Below are 17,373 nucleotides of genomic sequence, written 5' to 3'. Positions count from 1 at the left end.
TTGCAGATCATCGAGACTTTCTTCACCAAAAGGAAGCAGGAGCATGCCGCACAGGATGGGGCTCCGCGAGTGCTTGTTTTTATGTCGCGCCAATTTCGGCACGCGCGCTTTTCAGGATGGCTTCCAAGACAGCATCGAAATCAGAAGATGCGTATGCAAGTCCTAACGATGCCAACCTAGAAGGATCACCTACAAACGCCTTAACTTCGCTATTGCCACGCCGAGCTACATCGTGCTTTAACTCAACTGGCACGCCCGCCAAGCCAATCAACCGTTGTGTCAGATCAAGAAGACGCTGCCCTTCCCCAGTACAGATGTTCACAACCTCTGCAGAACCAGCGCTGTTGGGCATCAAAGCAAGTTCCACGAGAAGTTTCGCCGCAACATGTACATCCATGAAGTCGCGTATGGCGTCCAAATCCCCGGTTTCCAGAATCCCCCCGCGCGTACCCATTTGCGCGATCTGGTGCGCAAAACTGCCCAAGGCTAACGACTTGGGCATGCCAGCGCCGATAGGATTGAAAAGTCGAGCAACCACCACGGGCAAACCGCGTGATGCGGCGATCAAGGCGTGGCTAGTCTGAGCAAGCTTGCTCGCGCCATATGCCGTATTAGGTCGGCAAGTGAAGTCCTCGCGCACCGGCAAATGTGCTGCTGGGACAGGTCCGTATTCCGCTGCACTGCCTGCCACCAGAACACGAGGTTTATTGGGCATGGCGAGCGCCGCATCCAGAAGGTTTGCCGCAAAGACGACATTGGCGCCGTAAAGCTCGCTATAAGAAGGGGCCGAAGATATGCCCGCTAAGTGCATCACAACGTCGGGACTCGCCGAGAACAGAAGATCTCGGACCTCGATCGCCGCACTTGGCGCAGACAAGACACATTGCCGCTCACCCGCAACGGGCTCCCGCAAAGTGCGACTTACCGAAATCGTTTCGAGGCCACGTGTCTGCAGTTCCTTGAGGACTGAGCGGCCAATGAATCCGCTGGCCCCCGTAACAAGCACGCGCATGGGTTATGCGGGCAAGAAAAGCTCGCGACTTTCGTCGAACATTTTCTGTGCCGTGGAATAGTCGTCTGGGCGACCAATGTCGAGCCAGAAGCTTTCGGGCTGCTGATGGCACCGCACTTTTTTGCCTGCGTCCTTGAGCTTCAGCAAAAGGTCGGGCATATCCAGATGCACGCCAGCGCTGACGTGCGGCGCGACTGCGTCACGGTTGAGCATATACAGCCCCATGCTCACGAGGTGCTTGCTCATCGGTTTCTCTAGGTAACCCTGGAGATTCATCTCAGAGTCGACCTGAATCAATCCGAAGTCGATCTTGACTTCTCGTTCGTAAACGCAGATCGTGGCATCTGAAGCTCTCTCGGTATGCGTTTTAATCAGCTTCTCGATGCTGAAGGTCGTCAACAAATCACCGTTGGTAACGATGAAGTTTTCACCCACGTTTTCCAGCAGAGCTCCGAGCGGGCCGGCCGTGCCCAAGGGGCTATCTTCCAGGCTGTAATCAATCTTCAAGCCGAACCGCGAACCATCGCCACAAAAGGCGCGGATCAGGTGATGCAGATGGTTAACCGCCAAAATAACTTCCGTCACACCAGCGCGTTGAAGCTGTCGAAGCAGGAGCTCCAACACGGGCATATCGCCCAACGGCATAAGTGGCTTAGGGAATGAGGCAGTAAAAGGCTGCAGACGCGTGCCCTTGCCACCAGCCATGACGACTGCTTTCATGATTGACTCCTTAAACGGTGTAAACCGTAGGACGGTACAGATGGATGTTGTTACGGATGAAATCGATACTCTGCTGCAGGCCTTCGTCGAGATCGACTTTCGGCGTCCAGCCCATCAACTGTGCCGCCAATGCATTGTCAGAAACAAGCTTGAGAACCTCGCTCTTGTCTGGCCGCATACGCGCAGCATCCGCCACGATCTCTTTCTCGACCCCCATGAGCTTCAAAATACGTTCAGCAAAATGACCAATCGTGTAGGTAGAGCCGGTGCCAAGATTAATGGTTTGCCCTTCAATGCCAGGCGTTACCGATGCAGCCACAAATCCGGCGACGGTATCGGTCACGAAGGTCATGTCACGCTCAGGCGTTAACGACCCGAGCTTGATCACGTCCTGAGTCAAAGCTTGCGAGATGATGGTGGGGATGAATGCACGCGCAGACTGCCGAGGGCCAAAAGTATTGAACGGACGCAAGGTCACAACACCCGTTTCAAACGAACGGTAATAGCTCTCAGCAATCTTGTCGGCACCAATTTTCGATGCAGAATACGGCGACTGTCCCTGAAGAGGATGCGTCTCGTCAATCGGCACACGCATGGCAGTACCGTAGACCTCGGAAGTGCTGGTATGCACCACTCGGCGCACCGACAAGCGGCGTGCAGCCTCGACCACGTTCAGGGTTCCTTCGACATTGGTCCGAACATAGCTACGCGGCGCGACATAAGAGTAAGGAATCGCGATCAAAGCAGCCAAGTGACAGACCACATCAATACCTTGCATGGCATGCATGACGAAATCGCCATCATCGATATTGCCAGCTACTACACGGAATTGCCCCTTCACGTCGTCCGCGACAAACTCAAGGTTGCCCCAACTGGCGGAAGAACCATAACGAATCATGGCCGTCACATCGGCGCCGGCACGTACCAACGCTTCGACCAGATGGCTGCCAATAAAGCCGCCGGCACCAGTGACCAGATATTTTTGACCCGCAAGGGTTTTGATTGATGAATCCATAACTTGTTCGAAAGATAAATTGGTTGTGTTTGGAGTTTAGAACGAGCGATCTTCGGTCAGCAGTCGATTGAGATACTTTCCATAGGCATTTTTCTGCAGCGGCAAAGCCAAACGCGCGAGCTGTTCGCTGTCAATAAATTGATTGCGCCACGCAATCTCTTCGGGGCAAGCAATCTTCAATCCCTGCCGATGCTCCAGCGTGGCAATGAATTGACCGGCCTCTAACAAGCTCTCATGCGTACCCGTGTCCAGCCAAGCGTAACCGCGCTGCATGATTTGAACGTTCAACTCACCCTGATCCAGATAGGCTTGATTGACGGCGGTAATTTCCAGTTCGCCACGCGCACTTGGCTTCACAGCCTTTGCGATATCAACCACTTGGTTGTCGTAAAAGTACAAGCCCGTCACCGCGTAGTTGCTCTTGGGTTTGGCAGGCTTTTCCTCGATACTGCTGGCCTTGCCCGCTGCATCAAATGCCACCACCCCATAGCGTTCTGGGTCTTGCACGTGGTAAGCGAAAACGGTCGCGCCATGAGGTTGCGCGTCGGCGGAAGCCATCAGATGCGCCAAGTCGTGGCCGTAGAAAATGTTATCACCCAACACCAATGCACTGGGTGCATTGCCCACAAACTGCTCGCCGATGATGAAGGCTTGCGCCAGCCCGTCCGGGCTCGGCTGCACCGCGTACTCGATATTCAGACCCCATTGGCTACCATCGCCCAACAGCTGCTGAAAGCGTGGCGTATCTTGGGGCGTGCTGATAATCAGAATGTCGCGAATGCCGGCCAGCATAAGCGTGCTCAGCGGGTAATAAATCATCGGCTTGTCGTACACCGGCAGCAGTTGTTTGCTGATGGCCAGCGTGGCCGGGTGCAGCCGGGTGCCAGAGCCCCCTGCGAGGATGAGGCCTTTGCGTGCGGTCAAGATGGGTCTCCCAAAATTTCGTCAAGCATGCGTGCAACACCCTGCTCCCATGGAGGCAGGTTCAGGCCAAATGTTGTGCGTAGCTTTGTGGTGTCCAAGCGTGAATTGAAAGGACGTGGCGCGGGCAAAGGAAATGCGCTGGCGGGTATTGCAGCCACTTCCTTCACCGCAAAATCGGCAGCCGTTTTTACCGACTTGGCGTAATCGATCACGTATTTGGCATATGCATGCCAGTTGGTTTCACCGGCAGCCGCCAAATGGAAAATGCCACCGATCTCAGCGCGTGACAACGCCTGTGGAATAACTTGCGCAGTGATGTCCGCCAACAATTCGGCCCCTGTCGGCACACCAAACTGGTCGTCGATGACCGTCAAGCGCTCGCGCTCGCGCGCCAAACGCAGCATGGTCTTGGCAAAGTTGCCGCCACGTGCGGCGTAAACCCAACTGGTGCGAAAAATCAGGTGATGAGCGCCGGCTTGTTGAATGCGTTGCTCGCCTTCGAGCTTGGTTCGGCCGTAAATACTCAAAGGGCCGGTTGCATCCGTTTCACGCCACGGCGTGGCTCCACTGCCGTTGAACACGTAGTCGGTGCTGTAGTGCACCAGTAGTGCCCCCAGGCGAGCAGCCTCCTCAGCCAAAACGCCAGGGGCCTCTGCATTGATGGTTTGCGCTTGCACCAAGTCACCTTCGGCTTTGTCGACAGCGGTATAGGCGGCCGCATTCACGATCACGTCGGGCCGCAGCGCACGCACGGTCGCGGCCAACCCTGCGAGGTTGCCCAGGTCGCCGCAATGCAACGTACTGGCACGGTTCAGTGCGGTGACCTCGCCCAACACGGCCAGACTACGCTGCAGCTCCCAGCCCACCTGGCCGCTCTTGCCCAGCAGAAGAATTTTCATTTCGCAGCGTTGGCATATTGGGTTTGCACCCAATCACGGTAGGCACCGGTTTGCACGTGGGCCACCCAATCGGCATTGTCCAAGTACCACTGCACTGTTTTACGAATGCCGGTTTCGAAAGTTTCTGCGGGCTTCCAGCCCAATTCACGTTCGATCTTGCGAGCATCGATGGCGTAGCGGCGGTCGTGGCCTGGCCGGTCTTTCACGTAGGTGATTTGGGTGCTGTAGCTCTGCCCGTCGGCACGGGGGCGCAATTCGTCCAGCAAACCGCAAACGGTATGCACGATGTCGAGGTTGGGCTTTTCGTTCCAGCCGCCGACGTTATAGGTCTCTCCCACCTCGCCTGCCGCCAATACACGGCGGATGGCGCTGCAGTGATCCTTCACGTACAGCCAGTCGCGCACCTGCATGCCATCACCGTAGATCGGCAGTGGCTTGCCCGCAAGCGCATTGACGATCATCAACGGGATCAGTTTCTCAGGGAAATGATGCGGGCCGTAGTTGTTGCTGCAGTTGGTGGTGAGCACGGGCAGGCCGTAGGTGTGGTGCCAGGCACGGACCAAATGGTCGCTTGCGGCCTTGCTGGCCGAATACGGGCTGTTGGGCTCGTAGACATGCTCTTCGGTGAACGCAGGCGCCTCAGGCGCGAGCGAGCCGTAAACCTCGTCGGTAGAGACATGCAGGAAGCGAAAGGCATCTCGCCCCAGGTCATCCAGCGTGAGCCAGTGGTGACGCACCGCCTCTAGCAGGCGCAACGTACCGACCACATTGGTCTGGATGAAGTCTTCGGGGCCATGAATGGAGCGGTCAACGTGCGATTCGGCTGCAAAATTGACAACGGCACGTGGCTGATGCTCAGCCAGCAACTTGGCCACCAGCGCGGTATCACCGATGTCACCGTGCACAAAAATGTGGCGCGCATCGCCGGCAAGAGAAGACAGATTCTCTGCATTGCCGGCATAAGTCAACTTATCGAGGTTGACCACAGGCTCTTGCGAACCGGCCAACCAATCCAAAACAAAATTAGCGCCGATGAATCCGGCGCCTCCGGTCACAAGAATCATGGGGGGCTTTTGGGAAGAAAGAAACAGCGTTTAGCACACTATTATGTCATCGCGTGTCCCAGCGCCAGCCCTCCTTCGCCTAGCGCGATTAGGCCCAGGTCTCTACTTCAGCCCCCAAACAAGGCCTAAAGTGGCAAGCACGATGGGCAACCGGCAGGTGCCCCGCTATCCTCTTCCTCATTAGCAGCCCGCCAAACCCGGCCGGCCTCGTTTGCACAGGACCCACCATGCCCAAGAATCCATCCCCCGACACACCGCCTCCAGACCCGGCATCGCCCCTGCCCCATGCCGTCAAAGACTCCGCCCAGCAAATCTGGCTGGCCGGCTTGGGCGCTTTTGCCAAGGCCCATGAGGAAGGCAGCAAGATGTTTGAAGGCTTGGTTCGCGACGGTTTGGGTATACAGCGCAAAACACAGGCGGCCGCCGAAGAAAAACTCGCCGAAGCCACCAGCCGCCTGACCGACGTGGCCAGCGGCTTGGCCGCCAAAGCCGGGGGCCAGTTGGACAAGTTGGAAAACATCTTTGAAGGTCGCGTGGCGAAAGCGGCCCAAAACCTCGGCATACCCACCCAAGCCGATATTGACGCACTGAACGCGCGACTCGACACCATGCAGAAAACACTGGATGCGCTGACGCGCCAAAGCGCTGCCAAGCCTGCCGCGAAAAAAGCAGTAGCCAAAACAGCTTCGCGCAAGACTTTGGCGAAGCACGCCGCAACACCCAAAAAGTGACCTGCGGCAACGCCTGAGCCCGGAACCTGTCAAAAATGCCAGGGCACTAGGCCCATCGCAGCAGACGCCGCCAGCTAGGCACCTTCCCTAGTCTTCCTCGCCATGTCGCTCGGTTAGAGTGGGGCAAAAGCTGGAGGAGACTATGGCCAAAAAGCCACCGCGCAGGACTGCCGAGCGCATCCTGGAGGTGACGCTGGATCTGTTCAACCGGTTTGGTGAGCCCAATGTCTCAACCACGCTGATCTCGGCCGAGCTGAAGATCAGTCCTGGCAACCTGTACTACCACTACCCGGCCAAAGAAGAACTGGTCAACGCCTTGTTCAACCGCTACGAACAGGGCCTGACCGAATTACTGGGCGCCAGCGACGGCGTGCATGATGTGGAAGACGCCTGGTTCTTCTTGCACAGCCTGTTCGAACTGATCTGGAAGTTCCGCTTTTTGTACCGCGACCTCAACGACCTGTTGAGCAACAACCGCCGTCTGGAAACGCACTTTCAGTGGGTTCTGCATCAAAAAACCCAGGCCGTGCGCCGCTTGCTGGATGGCATGAGCGCTTCGGGCGTGTTGCATATCGACGCCCGTGAGCGCGAAACCACCAGCACCAGCATGGTGGTGGTGCTCACCTACTGGCTGAGTTTTGAGTACGTGTTGAACCCACGGCAAGCCATGGAACCCGAGAGCGCCGGGGTGGCTTTGCTGCGCGGTGCATCACATGTACTTCAATTGCTGGTACCGTACTTGGAGCCGACACAGCGGGCGCATTTATTGCACCTGATCGAGGCGTATGCCGACACACCAAAAGAGCCTGCCTAGGAGACCCCCATGCCGAAATGGACGCCATTCCCCCATGCTGGCGCCTATGCATTCACCCCCGCTTCCACCAAAAAGAACTGGACGGCGCTGCACCGCGGCGACAAAGAACCACTGCCGCGCAATGCCGCTGAACTGGAAGCTTGGGCACACTACCACTCGGGCGATTTCGAGCAAGCAGAGGCCGCAGGCCTGGCTGCTGGTGGCAGCGGGCTGATTGCCGCGAACAAGGCCGCCATCGTCTACGCCAACTACCTGGAGCCGCGCGAAAAAGCGCGGTTGGAGCGCCTGATGGCCGTGGCCGAGCGTGCCCGCAGCCAAACCGAAGCCGAGCCCGAGAACGCCAACGCCTGGTTTTTGCATGCCTATGCACTGGGGCGTTACAGCCAGGGCATCAGCGTGGCCAAAGCACTGGCGCAAGGCTTGGGCACCAAAGTGAAAGAGGCACTAGAGAAAACCATCCAGCTCGTGCCCGACCACGCCGAGGCGCACATTGCGCTCGGCATGTTCCACGCCGATGTGATCGATAAAGTGGGTCTGCTCATCGCCAGCATGACCTACGGCGTGAAGAAGGAAGAAGGCCTGCGCCTGCTGCGCGAGGCGCTGCGGTTGATGCCTGAGTCGTCCATCGGCATGGTTGAGTACGCCAACGCCTTGCTGATGCTTGAAGGCGAAAAGCTGCTGCCCGAAGCGACCGCGCTGTATGAAAAAGCCGGCGCTATCACCCCCATCGACGCAGCCGACCGGTTGGCCGTGGATTTAGCGCGCTCTGAACTGGCGGACTAGCCAGCGGCCTGACGGCAACGTTCTTTGGGTTGTCGCCTGAGCGACGAGCACCCTCGGCACGCGGCTTGCAATGCATAAGATGACACATGAATGCCCGAAACCCTTCGGGCGTCGTCATTTGAACGTCTTCGCGTTCTCAGCCCCAGGGAGTTTTTCGAAATGGCAGAACTGAAAGCCGCGTTTGAAGCGGCCGTGGCAAATTCCAAAAACCTGAGCGAGCGGCCCGACAACGGCACGCTGCTCAAGCTTTATGGTCTGTACAAACAAGGCAGCGCAGGTGATGTGACTGGCGACAAGCCGGGCTTCAGCGACATGGTGGGCCGCGCCAAGTGGGACGCCTGGAACAAGCTCAAAGGCACCGACACCGACGAAGCCAAGCAGCAATACATCGACCTGATCAGCGAACTCAGCTGATCAACCTCAGCGTCAAAGCGGCGGCACCTGCAATGCAGCGTGCCGCTTTTCTTTGGGCAAATCGGCCAGCCGCCGCACCTCGCGGTAGAACGCAGGCCAGTCCTCACCCAAGCGCTTGAACAATGCTTCGAAGCCTGGCACCAGGCTGTCATACGCGGCCTGCACGGCAAAGCTGGCGTTGTTAGCCTGGCCTACAAAGCGGTCGTACCCGGCATAACCGCCCCACCCGGCTTTCAGCGCAGCATAGTCGCTTCTGAAGCGCGCCATGATGTCATTTTTAATAGCTAGCTGCGCTTCTGTGGGCACCGTTTCAGGCACTTTTTGTTGATAAAGGTCAGCCAAGCGCTCACGCGTAGCCAACAGTAGCGCCTGGAACGCACGGCGCCGGGTGTCATAAGCGATGTACTCACGCCGGGCCGCATCTGTGCTTTGCTCGGCCAGCCAACGCGCGCCGCCCAAACGCTCCACCGCTGTGGCGAACGACTCATTGAACGCGGTGTCGTCTTGCGCATACACCAGTTGGTGCGACAGTTCGTGGAACAGCAAGCGTGCCAGCTCGCCTTCGGGCTGCGCGATGAAAGTGTTGAGCAAAGGGTCGCCGCCAGCCCAGTTCATCCAACCCAACGTGGAATAGGCCGGCACGCCGTAGACAGAAGTCTCCAAGCCTTGGGCTGACAAAGTCTGGGCCAAAGCTCGCGCATCCGCTTCGGCAAAGTAGCCTCGGTAACCAATACAGCCCGTGACCGGGAAGCACCAGGTTTTCAGCGTCAGCGAAAACGGCGGTGCCGCCACCACGTTCCATACCGCCGCCGACCGGTGCAGATCGGCATAGCGGTGGTAGCTGTTGTTGTCCGGCAGATGCAGCTCGGTCACGGCAAATGCGCGCATGCGCTGGGCCAGCATCAGCCTCTGGCGCAAGGGCTCGGGCGTTTGCGGATCGGCCAGCCAGTCGTCGATGGGCTTGGCGGCTTGCAGCATCTTCAGGTGGCCGTTGGCCGACTGCAGCAAGTAGCCGGTGTCCGCACAGCCGACCAGCAAGCCAGCAGACAGGCTGACCACGACCATCGGCAAAAGCCGAACCGACAACATTAGCAGGAATCGAGGCACGAGCGGGCGTCACCAAAAAGGTGGCTGATCTGGGAAGAAGGTCAAAGTGTATCGGCGCCCACTGTCCATCGGCTTTGGCATCAAAAATGCGGTGTCGGCCTACATCCAAAGTGTTGACGCCTCTTGTTCTGTTTCACAAAATCAGCTCATGAAGTCTTTGATTCATCAAATTGAAGCACGACTCCAGAACCTACCGGTGCCGGTAGCCGTGCAGTTGCCTGCGGGCCAGCAGGTGGGGCCAAGCCAGGCTCCCGTCACGCTCACGTTTCACGACTGGTCCAGCTTGGCCACCATGGCCGCAGGGCAAATTGGCCGCATGGCGGAGGACTTTGTCGAGAACCGCATCCAGCTCAAAGGCCAGATGCGCGACCTGATGAAGGTAGCCGCCAAACTGCTGCCCGGCCACCCCACGGATGACCGCAGCGCCTGGTGGACGCACATCTTGCACCGCGCCAAATCACTCGCCGCGCACACCCCCATCAAAGATGCGCGCCAGATCCAGTTTCACTACGACATTTCAGACGACTTTTACGCCCTGTGGCTCGACCCACGGCGCGTGTATTCGTGTGCCTACTATCGCGGCACCGACATGTCTCTGGCCCAGGCACAGGAAGCCAAGCTCGACCACATCTGCCGCAAGCTGATGCTGCAACGCGGTGAGCGTTATCTCGACATAGGCTCGGGCTGGGGCGGGCTCATGCTGTGGGCCGCCGAGCACTATGGCGTGCAGGCCACAGGCATCACGCTGTCGAAAAACCAGCATGCGCATGTGGAAGCCGAAATCGCCCGCCGGGGCCTGCAAGGGCAGGCGCGGGTGCTGCTGCTGGATTACCGCCACCTGCCGGAAGACACCCTGTTCGACAAAATCTCATCGGTGGGCATGTTCGAACACGTGGGCCAGGCCAACATGCCGCAGTACTTTGGCAAGATCCGCCGCTTGCTGCGCCCGGGTGGTTTGGCGCTCAACCACGGCATCACCGCAGGTGCCCCTGGTGTAGACCAGTTGGGCCACGGCATGGGCGACTTCATCGAGAAATACATCTTCCCCGGGGGAGAGTTGCTGCACGTGAGCCAGTTGCTGCGCGAAACCGCACTGGCCGGGCTGGAGATGGTCGACACCGAAAACCTGCGCCCGCACTATGCGCGCACGCTTTGGGCGTGGTCTGATGCACTCGAAGCGCACCTTGACCAAGCCTCAGAAATTCTGCGCGCCACCGCTGGCGAGCAAGGGGCTGAACGCATTCTGCGGGCATATCGCCTGTACCTGGCGGGCAGTGCCATGAGTTTTGAACAAGGCTGGATTTCACTGCATCAAATGCTCTCGACCCGCCCCGATGGCGATCTCACCACGGGCAACATGCCCGGAGCGCAATCGGACTACCCCTTCAACCGAGAAGGCATGTACCGCTAGCACCATCGGCCACCCGCACAATGGCCGTCCCAACACTTCACTCAACCGGCCTTCGACATGCTCTATAAATTCAAATCCCAAAATGCGGCCGATGTCATCATGCTGGAGCCCAACGGACGGCAGATTCTGCAGCTCATCGGCAAGTCGCCAGCAGGCCAAGGCATCATCACGCCAAGTGAAACGGCAGGCGCCATCAGTGCCCTTTCGGCTGCACTTGAGCGCGAAGAACAAGCTGCTGCAGCGCCCGCGTCTGACGCCGTTGAGCCGGACACCGAGACCGATGAACAACGCAACCCCGTATCGTTGCGCCAACGCGCGGCGCCCTTCCTGGAGCTTTTGCGTCGCGCGCAAAAAGACGGCACCGATATCGTCTGGGGCGTTTAAAGCGACACCTCCATCCATCGCAGCGCTTGGGCACACTCGCTCGCCTTGCTGTCATAACCTCGTCACGGCGCCCTCTTAACGTTGTTGGTTTAACAACAAGGGGAGCGGAAAATGCAAAAACGAATGACTTTGATCGCCTTGCTCGCGGCCGTTGGCCTGAGCGCCTGCGGTGGCGGCGGTGATGGCAACATCAGCAGCAACACCAACTACACCAGCACCCAACCGGTGGTGATTGCGCACCGTGGCGCCAGTGGCTATTTGCCCGAGCACACACTGGGTGGCTACGAGTTGGCAGTGCGCCTGGGCGCAGACTTCATCGAGCCCGATCTGCAGCTCACCAAAGACGGCGCGCTGGTCGCCATGCACGATGACACGCTGGAGCGCACCACCAACGTGGCCTCGTTGTTCGCCAAGCGCAACAACGCCTACAAGGTGGCCGACTTCACCCTGGCCGAAATCAAAACCCTGACCGTGCAGCCCACCGGCACGGGTAAGACCAGCTACTCCGGGTTCACGCCATCGAGCACGTCGCCCTGGACCGTTCCTACTTTCCAAGAAGTACTGGACTTGGCCGAACGACTGAGCTTCCAATCGGCACGCGTGGGGGTGTACCCAGAAGCCAAGCAAGCCGACCCGGCCATGGAAAATGCGATTCTGAGCACGCTCATCAAGAACAACTACACCAGCACCAGCAAGCTGTTCGTGCAGTCGTTCAGCGACGCCACACTGCGTAGCATGCGCACCAAGGGCACGGCCCAAGGCGTGCAGTACCCTCAAATCCTGCTCGGCGCAGCCGTCATGGGCACTGATGGCCTGGCACGTGTGGCTGTGACCACCACGCCGACCTCGCTGTTGACCATGAAAGAAGCTGCGGCGTTTGTGTCGGGCATTGGCGTAGTGATCAACTACACCGCCTACCCCATCACCAAGGCCTACATCGACCAAGCGCACGCCGCCGGTTTGAAGGTGCACGGCTGGACGTTTGCGCAAGCCGACGCTACGCTGGCTGCGGCCGAGTACAAGAAGTACCTCGACATGGGCATGGACGGTATGTTCTCCAACTACACCGACCTGGCCGTGAAGGCACGTGACGCCTTCGTCAAAGCCAAGTAATCGATTAGTCGACCTTCGCGCCCGAGGTTTTCACCACGGGCGCCCACTTTTTCAGTTCCGAGTCGATCAGCTGCGCGAACTCCTGCGGCGTGTTACCGCTCGGAATCGCGCCCTGCGCCAGCATCTTTTCTTTGACGGCTGGCGTGGCGATCGCCTTGGCCACTTCACGCTGCACGGCGTTGACGATGTCCGGCGGTGTGCCAGCAGGAGCCAACAAACCAAACCACGAGCTGGCCTCAAAACCCTTGAGCGCCTGGCCACCGGCTTCTTCCACCGTGGGCACATCAGGCAACGCGGCAGAACGCTGCGCGCTGGTCACGGCCAATGCCTTTAGCTTGCCGGCCTTGATCTGCTGCATGGACGACGGCAGGTTGTCGAACATCACATCCATGGTGCCGCCCACCATGTCCATCAACGCCGGGCCCGAGCCACGGTACGGAAAGTGCGTCATGTAGGTGCCGGTCATGGCCTTGAACAACTCGCCCGCCATGTGGATGGACGTACCGTTGCCGCTGGAAGCCATGTTCAACTTGCCCGGATGCGCCTTGGCATAACGGATGAAATCGGCCACGTTTTCAATGCCCATGGCCTTGGCCTTTTCGGCATTGACGACCATGACGTTGGGTACACCAGCCACCAGTGTGATGGGCGCAAAGTCCTTCACCGGGTCAAACCCCAACTTGTCGTACAGCGCCTTGTTGATGCCGTGGGTGCCCACCGTGCCCATCAGCAAGGTATAGCCGTCGGGCGGCGACTTGGCCACCAACTCAGAGCCGATGTTGCCGCCAGCGCCCGCACGGTTGTCCACCACAAAGGGCTGGTTGAACGCTCGCGTCAACTCTGCGGCCATGGCGCGCGCCAAGATGTCGGTGGTGCCGCCCGGCGGGAAAGGCACCACGATGCGCACCGACTTGGTGGGCCATGCGGCTTGGCTCCAGGCTACGGTAGGCAAGGCAGCTGCGGCAACTAGGCTGGCAGCGCCGATCAACAGTTGGCGGCGCGGGCGTAATGAGGAACGATGGGACGGGGAACGATGTGACGGCATGCAGGGGTCTCCTCCTTGTGTTGCCATCACTTTTAAAGGCCGCGCGCCTAGCGGCAAAGGTGGAAAACCCGGCGTGCCGACACACTCTAACGCTGGCTGCGCACCGAGGCCACCAACTTGTCGAGCACCGCGCCGAGTTGCGCCAACTCAGCCGCTGGCAAGTCGGCAAACAGCGTGGCCTCGCGTTGTTGCGCCAGCGGCCACACCTCGTCGAACAACGCACGGCCAGCAGGCGTGACGTGAAGCTGGCGCTTGCGCAAGTCACTCTCCAGCGTCTGGGTTTGCAGTCGGCCTCGTTGCTCCAGCCCACGCAGCGCGCGGCTCACCGACATCTTGTCCAAGCCTGTGAGATCGGCCACATCCATCGCCGTCACGTCGGCATGCTGTGCCAAGGCGGCCAGCACACGCCATTCGTTGAGCGTCAGCTGATATTGCCGCCCCACGTTCTCTTGAAACGGCCGCGCAGTAAGGTTGACCACCCGCACCAGCTTGAAGAACACCGATGCCTCCACAGCGGGTACGGCGGTGTCCTTCAGCTTGGTTTTAGAGTTCACACCACACCGGCCAAGGCGCGTGCCTCGGCCACCACCATCTCTACCGTCACGCGCGACTGCGACTCCAACACAGGCGCATAACCCACGGGGATGCGCGGTGCTCCCAGGCGTTTGATGCGGCAGCCGGTGGCCTCGGCGGCGGTCGCCGCAATCTCCGCACCAAAGCCACCGGCCTGCACCGCTTCGTGCACCACCAGCAGCTTGCCGGTGCGCGCGGTGGATTCCAGCACCGTGGCACGATCCCATGGCCAGATGGTGCGCAGGTCCAGGCAATCCACCTGCACCCCCAACGCGGCCAGCGCAACACAGGCCTGTTCACACACCAGCGCTTGTTTACCCCAGCTCACCAACGTCAGATCGCTCCCCGTGTGGCGACGCGCTGCCAAGCCCAGCGGAATGTGTAAATCGGTTTGCACTTCACCCGTGCTGCCCCACAAGGTTTTGTGCTCCATGTAGACCACCGGGTCGCCGGACTGCATGGCCGCACGCAGCAGCGAGTAGTTGTCTTGCGGGGTGGACGGGCACACCACGGCCACACCGGGCAAGTGCGCAAACCAAGGCTTCCAATGACTGCGAATGCTGCCCGGCCGATGCATCCCAAATGCCGTTGGGCATACGCGCCACCAAGGGCACACGGCCCTGCCCGCCAAACATGAAGCGGTTCTTCGCGGCCTGGTTAACGATCTCGTCCATGCCACACAGCGCGAAGTCGACCACGCGCATTTCCACCACCGGCCGCAGGCCCGCCAACGCCATGCCCACACCGGCGCCCATGATGGCGGCCTCGCTGATGGGCGTGTCGATGATGCGGCTGGTGCCAAAGCGTTGCTGCAAACCTTTGTACTGGCCAAAGATGCCGCCACGGCCCACGTCTTCGCCGAGCACCACCACGTTGGCGTCCAGCTCCATTTCGTGCTGCACGGCCAAGGCAGCGGCCTGTGCATAGGTCAACGTTTCCGTGCGCAATTCGTTCAATACCATGTGCCGGCTCCGGTGGTTTGTACGTCGGTGTAGGCGTCGGTGGCAGCGGGCCAGGGTGCGGCGGTGGCTTCCGCCAAGGCGGCGTCCACCTCGGCGCGGGCCTCGGCCTCCAGTTGGTCCAGCACTGCCGGATCGCGGCCAGCAGCCTGCCAATGGGCGCGTGCACGTAGCAGTGGATCAGTCTTCAACGCGGCCTCCAGTTCAGCAGGGTCGCGATACGCCGCTGGGTCTACCGACACATGGCCTTTCACGCGGTAGGTGAGCGCGTGCAGTAGTTGTGGACCACGGCCATCACGCACCGCCTGCACCAACTCAGCAGCCACTCGGTGCACCGCCAACACATCGTTGCCATCGACCTGCGTGGCGGGGATGCCCAGGCTTACCGCGCGCGCAGAGGCGCCCTCGCCCGCCGTCATGGGGCCGCTGGCGGTGGTCGCGCTCCAGCGGTTGTCTTCGCAGACAAACAGCACCGGCAGGTCGTACACACGCGCCCAGTTCAGCGCTTCCAGAAATGGGCCGCGGTTGATGGCACCGTCGCCAAAAAAGCAAACGGTGATGGCGCTTCTGCCGTTCTGCCCCTGCAGCTTTTGCGCATGTGCCGCGCCCACAGCAATCGGCAAACCTGCGGCCACCACACCGTTGGCGCCGAGCATGCCCACCGAAAAGTCGGCGATGTGCATCGAACCGCCCTTACCGCCGTTGAACCCCGTGGCCTTGCCAAACAGCTCACACATCATGCGCGTGAGGTCGGCACCTTTGGCCAGCGTATGGCCGTGGCCGCGATGGGTAGAGGTCAGGTAGTCGTCGGCCCGCAAATGCGCGCATACGCCCGCAGGCACAGCTTCCTGCCCGGTAGAGAGATGCAGCGGACCGCGCACCTGCGCCGTGCCCGCAGCACTCTGACCATAGGCACTCACGCCACCTTGGCTGGCAATTTCAGCGGCGTTTTCAAAGGCCCGTATACGCACCATGGTGCGGTACAAAGCGATACAAATTTGGTGATCGGTATGTGTTGTCACGGCGAGACGGGTTGGCACCAGGTGTTTAGCGGATCGTCAAAATCGTAACGATCGTTACCAACTTGGTGCCCCAGGACTTTCCCGCTGAGGGCTAACCCGCTCCGGCTGTGCCGCTACAGCGGCCTCATAGCGGCCATGACATTTATCAGAATTCAGGCAAAAAAAAGCCCCTGGCCGGGGCGCAGGGGCTTTGAGACGGGAGTTTTGGTGACATTGTTCCTAGCGCAATGCCTCGCTGTCCGTCTTTATTTTAGTCAGCGTAGACGCCAGCAGCCTTGATGATGGGGGTCCACCTGGCAATCTCTGCAGCCACAAACTTCTTGTGCTCGGCCGGCTCCACACGCTTGTCGGTCGCGACCACAGCGCCCAAACCTTCCTGCTTCTTCACGAACTCGGGGTCCTTCAACGAAGCCTTCAAGGCCGCGTTGACCTTGGCCAACACATCGGCGGGCGTGCCCTTGGGCGCGTACAGCCCGTGCCAGATGGTGACCTCAAAGCCCTTCAAACCGGCCTCTTGCAATGTGGGCAAATCCTTCAACGCCGGTGTGGTCAGGCGCTTGGCGGTGGTCACAGCATAAGCCTTGACCTTCTTGCCTTCGATCTGGCCCGTGGTGTTGGTCGTTTGATCACACAGCAGGTCAATCTGACCACCAATCAGGTCGGCAATGGCAGGGGCCGTTCCTTTGTAGGGCACGGGGGTCATATCGGTCGCCATGGCGCTTTGGAACAACAGGCCGCACAGGTGCGAGGCCGAGCCCACACCCGCGTTGCCCAGGTTGATCTTGCCCTTGTTGGCAGCGATCCAGGTTTGCAGTTCGCCAAAGTTATTGGCCGCCATGGTCGGCTTGGCGATCAACGTCATCGGCACGTCGTTGACGATGCCCAGGTATTCAAAGTCGGACTCAACCTTGAACGGCAGATTGCGCACCAAGCCGGGCATGGTGGACATGGCAATGTGGTTCAACAGCAGGGTGTAGCCGTCGGGTGCGGCGCGCGCCACCTTGGCTGCGCCGATGGAGCTGCCGGCACCGGCCACGTTGTCCACCAGAATGCTCACGCCGCCGAGCTGCTTGCGCAGCGATTCGGCCAGGTCGCGCGCGACACGGTCGGTCGGGCCACCGGCCGCAAACGGCACCACGATGCTGATCGGCTTCGTTGGGTAATCGGCCGCTTGGACCGATGACACGGCGCAGAAAGACAAAGTGGCCAAGGCAATAGCTGCAAGTTTCTTCATGGATATCGCTCCCTAAAAATGTGGCGCGATATTAGCCCGCGCAGGTGTCACTCCACCCGAGGGATTTACCTAAAGAAAGGCCGCACATTTGATGGGGCGATTTAAGAAAATCGTCGCCACATGCGGCTCTGCAACAGCGCGAGAAGCTA

At 59.7% G+C, this 17,373-nt stretch carries 18 protein-coding genes and 1 pseudogene; 7 read left to right on the top strand and 12 right to left on the bottom strand.

Going from position 1 to position 17,373, the window contains the following annotated elements; all coding sequences use genetic code 11:
- Positions 1 to 79: 79 nt before the first annotated feature.
- Genes ACPWMG_RS02895 through rfbB form a run of 6 tightly spaced genes read right to left on the bottom strand, consistent with a single transcriptional unit; the run spans position 80 to position 5,634 of the window.
- Positions 80 to 1,012 (bottom strand): NAD-dependent epimerase/dehydratase family protein, encoded by a 933-nt coding sequence (locus ACPWMG_RS02895; RefSeq protein WP_483303165.1) that lies wholly within the window; start codon positions 1,010 to 1,012, stop codon positions 80 to 82.
- Between the two features lie 3 nt (positions 1,013 to 1,015).
- Positions 1,016 to 1,732, bottom strand: coding sequence for a sugar phosphate nucleotidyltransferase (locus ACPWMG_RS02890; RefSeq protein ID WP_483303164.1), 717 nt, complete (start codon positions 1,730 to 1,732; stop codon positions 1,016 to 1,018).
- Positions 1,733 to 1,742: 10 nt separating this feature from the next.
- A complete protein-coding gene (locus ACPWMG_RS02885; RefSeq protein WP_483303163.1) occupies positions 1,743 to 2,747 on the bottom strand; it encodes a GDP-mannose 4,6-dehydratase in 1,005 nt (334 codons plus the stop codon).
- Positions 2,748 to 2,783: 36 nt separating this feature from the next.
- Positions 2,784 to 3,671 carry a glucose-1-phosphate thymidylyltransferase RfbA gene (gene rfbA / locus ACPWMG_RS02880; protein ID WP_483303162.1) on the bottom strand — a complete coding sequence of 296 codons (888 nt, stop codon included), beginning with the start codon at positions 3,669 to 3,671 and terminating at the stop codon, positions 2,784 to 2,786.
- Positions 3,668 to 4,570, bottom strand: coding sequence for a dTDP-4-dehydrorhamnose reductase (rfbD, locus tag ACPWMG_RS02875; protein WP_483303161.1), 903 nt, complete (start codon positions 4,568 to 4,570; stop codon positions 3,668 to 3,670). The genes rfbA and rfbD overlap by 4 nt, the downstream gene beginning before the upstream one ends.
- Positions 4,567 to 5,634 (bottom strand): dTDP-glucose 4,6-dehydratase, encoded by a 1,068-nt coding sequence (rfbB, locus tag ACPWMG_RS02870; RefSeq protein WP_483303160.1) that lies wholly within the window; start codon positions 5,632 to 5,634, stop codon positions 4,567 to 4,569. The genes rfbD and rfbB overlap by 4 nt, the downstream gene beginning before the upstream one ends.
- 227 nt (positions 5,635 to 5,861) lie before the next feature.
- On the opposite strand from rfbB, the gene ACPWMG_RS02865 reads away from it, so the two are divergent.
- From ACPWMG_RS02865 to ACPWMG_RS02850, 4 genes are all read left to right on the top strand, one after another.
- Positions 5,862 to 6,365: a phasin family protein gene (locus ACPWMG_RS02865; protein WP_483303159.1), complete on the top strand. Its 504-nt coding sequence runs from the start codon at positions 5,862 to 5,864 to the stop codon at positions 6,363 to 6,365.
- A 142-nt stretch (positions 6,366 to 6,507) separates the two neighbouring features.
- Complete coding sequence (locus ACPWMG_RS02860) at positions 6,508 to 7,179, top strand: TetR/AcrR family transcriptional regulator (RefSeq protein ID WP_483303158.1); 672 nt, start codon at positions 6,508 to 6,510, stop codon at positions 7,177 to 7,179.
- A gap of 9 nt (positions 7,180 to 7,188) precedes the next feature.
- The gene (locus tag ACPWMG_RS02855) at positions 7,189 to 7,962 is read left to right on the top strand and encodes a hypothetical protein (RefSeq protein ID WP_483303157.1); all 774 of its coding nucleotides are present in this window, start codon (positions 7,189 to 7,191) and stop codon (positions 7,960 to 7,962) included.
- 159 nt (positions 7,963 to 8,121) lie between these two features.
- Positions 8,122 to 8,376 carry an acyl-CoA-binding protein gene (locus ACPWMG_RS02850; protein ID WP_483303156.1) on the top strand — a complete coding sequence of 85 codons (255 nt, stop codon included), beginning with the start codon at positions 8,122 to 8,124 and terminating at the stop codon, positions 8,374 to 8,376.
- A 12-nt stretch (positions 8,377 to 8,388) separates the two neighbouring features.
- Here the strand turns inward: ACPWMG_RS02850 and ACPWMG_RS02845 are convergent, their stop codons facing one another.
- On the bottom strand, positions 8,389 to 9,465 hold the full coding sequence (locus ACPWMG_RS02845; protein WP_483303155.1) for an aminopeptidase: 1,077 nt from the start codon (positions 9,463 to 9,465) through the stop codon (positions 8,389 to 8,391).
- A 166-nt stretch (positions 9,466 to 9,631) separates the two neighbouring features.
- Between ACPWMG_RS02845 and ACPWMG_RS02840 the strand changes: the two genes are divergently transcribed.
- From ACPWMG_RS02840 to ACPWMG_RS02830, 3 genes are all read left to right on the top strand, one after another.
- Positions 9,632 to 10,894 carry a class I SAM-dependent methyltransferase gene (locus ACPWMG_RS02840; RefSeq protein WP_483303154.1) on the top strand — a complete coding sequence of 421 codons (1,263 nt, stop codon included), beginning with the start codon at positions 9,632 to 9,634 and terminating at the stop codon, positions 10,892 to 10,894.
- Positions 10,895 to 10,951: 57 nt separating this feature from the next.
- Complete coding sequence (locus ACPWMG_RS02835; RefSeq protein WP_483303153.1) at positions 10,952 to 11,278, top strand: DUF1840 domain-containing protein; 327 nt, start codon at positions 10,952 to 10,954, stop codon at positions 11,276 to 11,278.
- A gap of 111 nt (positions 11,279 to 11,389) precedes the next feature.
- On the top strand, positions 11,390 to 12,391 hold the full coding sequence (locus ACPWMG_RS02830) for a glycerophosphodiester phosphodiesterase family protein (protein WP_483303152.1): 1,002 nt from the start codon (positions 11,390 to 11,392) through the stop codon (positions 12,389 to 12,391).
- Between the two features lie 4 nt (positions 12,392 to 12,395).
- Here the strand turns inward: ACPWMG_RS02830 and ACPWMG_RS02825 are convergent, their stop codons facing one another.
- The 5 genes and pseudogenes from ACPWMG_RS02825 to ACPWMG_RS02805 all read right to left on the bottom strand — a co-directional run bounded on the left by ACPWMG_RS02825 (position 12,396) and on the right by ACPWMG_RS02805 (position 17,224).
- The gene (locus ACPWMG_RS02825) at positions 12,396 to 13,436 is read right to left on the bottom strand and encodes a Bug family tripartite tricarboxylate transporter substrate binding protein (protein WP_483303151.1); all 1,041 of its coding nucleotides are present in this window, start codon (positions 13,434 to 13,436) and stop codon (positions 12,396 to 12,398) included.
- Between the two features lie 86 nt (positions 13,437 to 13,522).
- Positions 13,523 to 13,990 carry a MarR family winged helix-turn-helix transcriptional regulator gene (locus tag ACPWMG_RS02820; protein WP_483303150.1) on the bottom strand — a complete coding sequence of 156 codons (468 nt, stop codon included), beginning with the start codon at positions 13,988 to 13,990 and terminating at the stop codon, positions 13,523 to 13,525.
- Positions 13,987 to 14,971 (bottom strand): annotated as a pseudogene (locus ACPWMG_RS02815) (alpha-ketoacid dehydrogenase subunit beta). Before ACPWMG_RS02815 ends, ACPWMG_RS02820 begins: the two are co-directional and overlap by 4 nt.
- Positions 14,962 to 15,942: a thiamine pyrophosphate-dependent dehydrogenase E1 component subunit alpha gene (locus tag ACPWMG_RS02810; RefSeq protein WP_483303149.1), complete on the bottom strand. Its 981-nt coding sequence runs from the start codon at positions 15,940 to 15,942 to the stop codon at positions 14,962 to 14,964. Before ACPWMG_RS02810 ends, ACPWMG_RS02815 begins: the two are co-directional and overlap by 10 nt.
- A gap of 298 nt (positions 15,943 to 16,240) precedes the next feature.
- Positions 16,241 to 17,224 carry a tripartite tricarboxylate transporter substrate-binding protein gene (locus tag ACPWMG_RS02805; protein ID WP_483303148.1) on the bottom strand — a complete coding sequence of 328 codons (984 nt, stop codon included), beginning with the start codon at positions 17,222 to 17,224 and terminating at the stop codon, positions 16,241 to 16,243.
- Positions 17,225 to 17,373: the final 149 nt, after the last annotated feature.

The organism is Hydrophilobacter chitinilyticus (assembly GCF_049860745.1).
Taxonomy (GTDB): domain Bacteria; phylum Pseudomonadota; class Gammaproteobacteria; order Burkholderiales; family Burkholderiaceae_C; genus Rhodoferax_B.
Note: the sequence above shows the minus strand (reverse complement) of the source record. Positions and strands in the feature narration are given on the sequence as shown.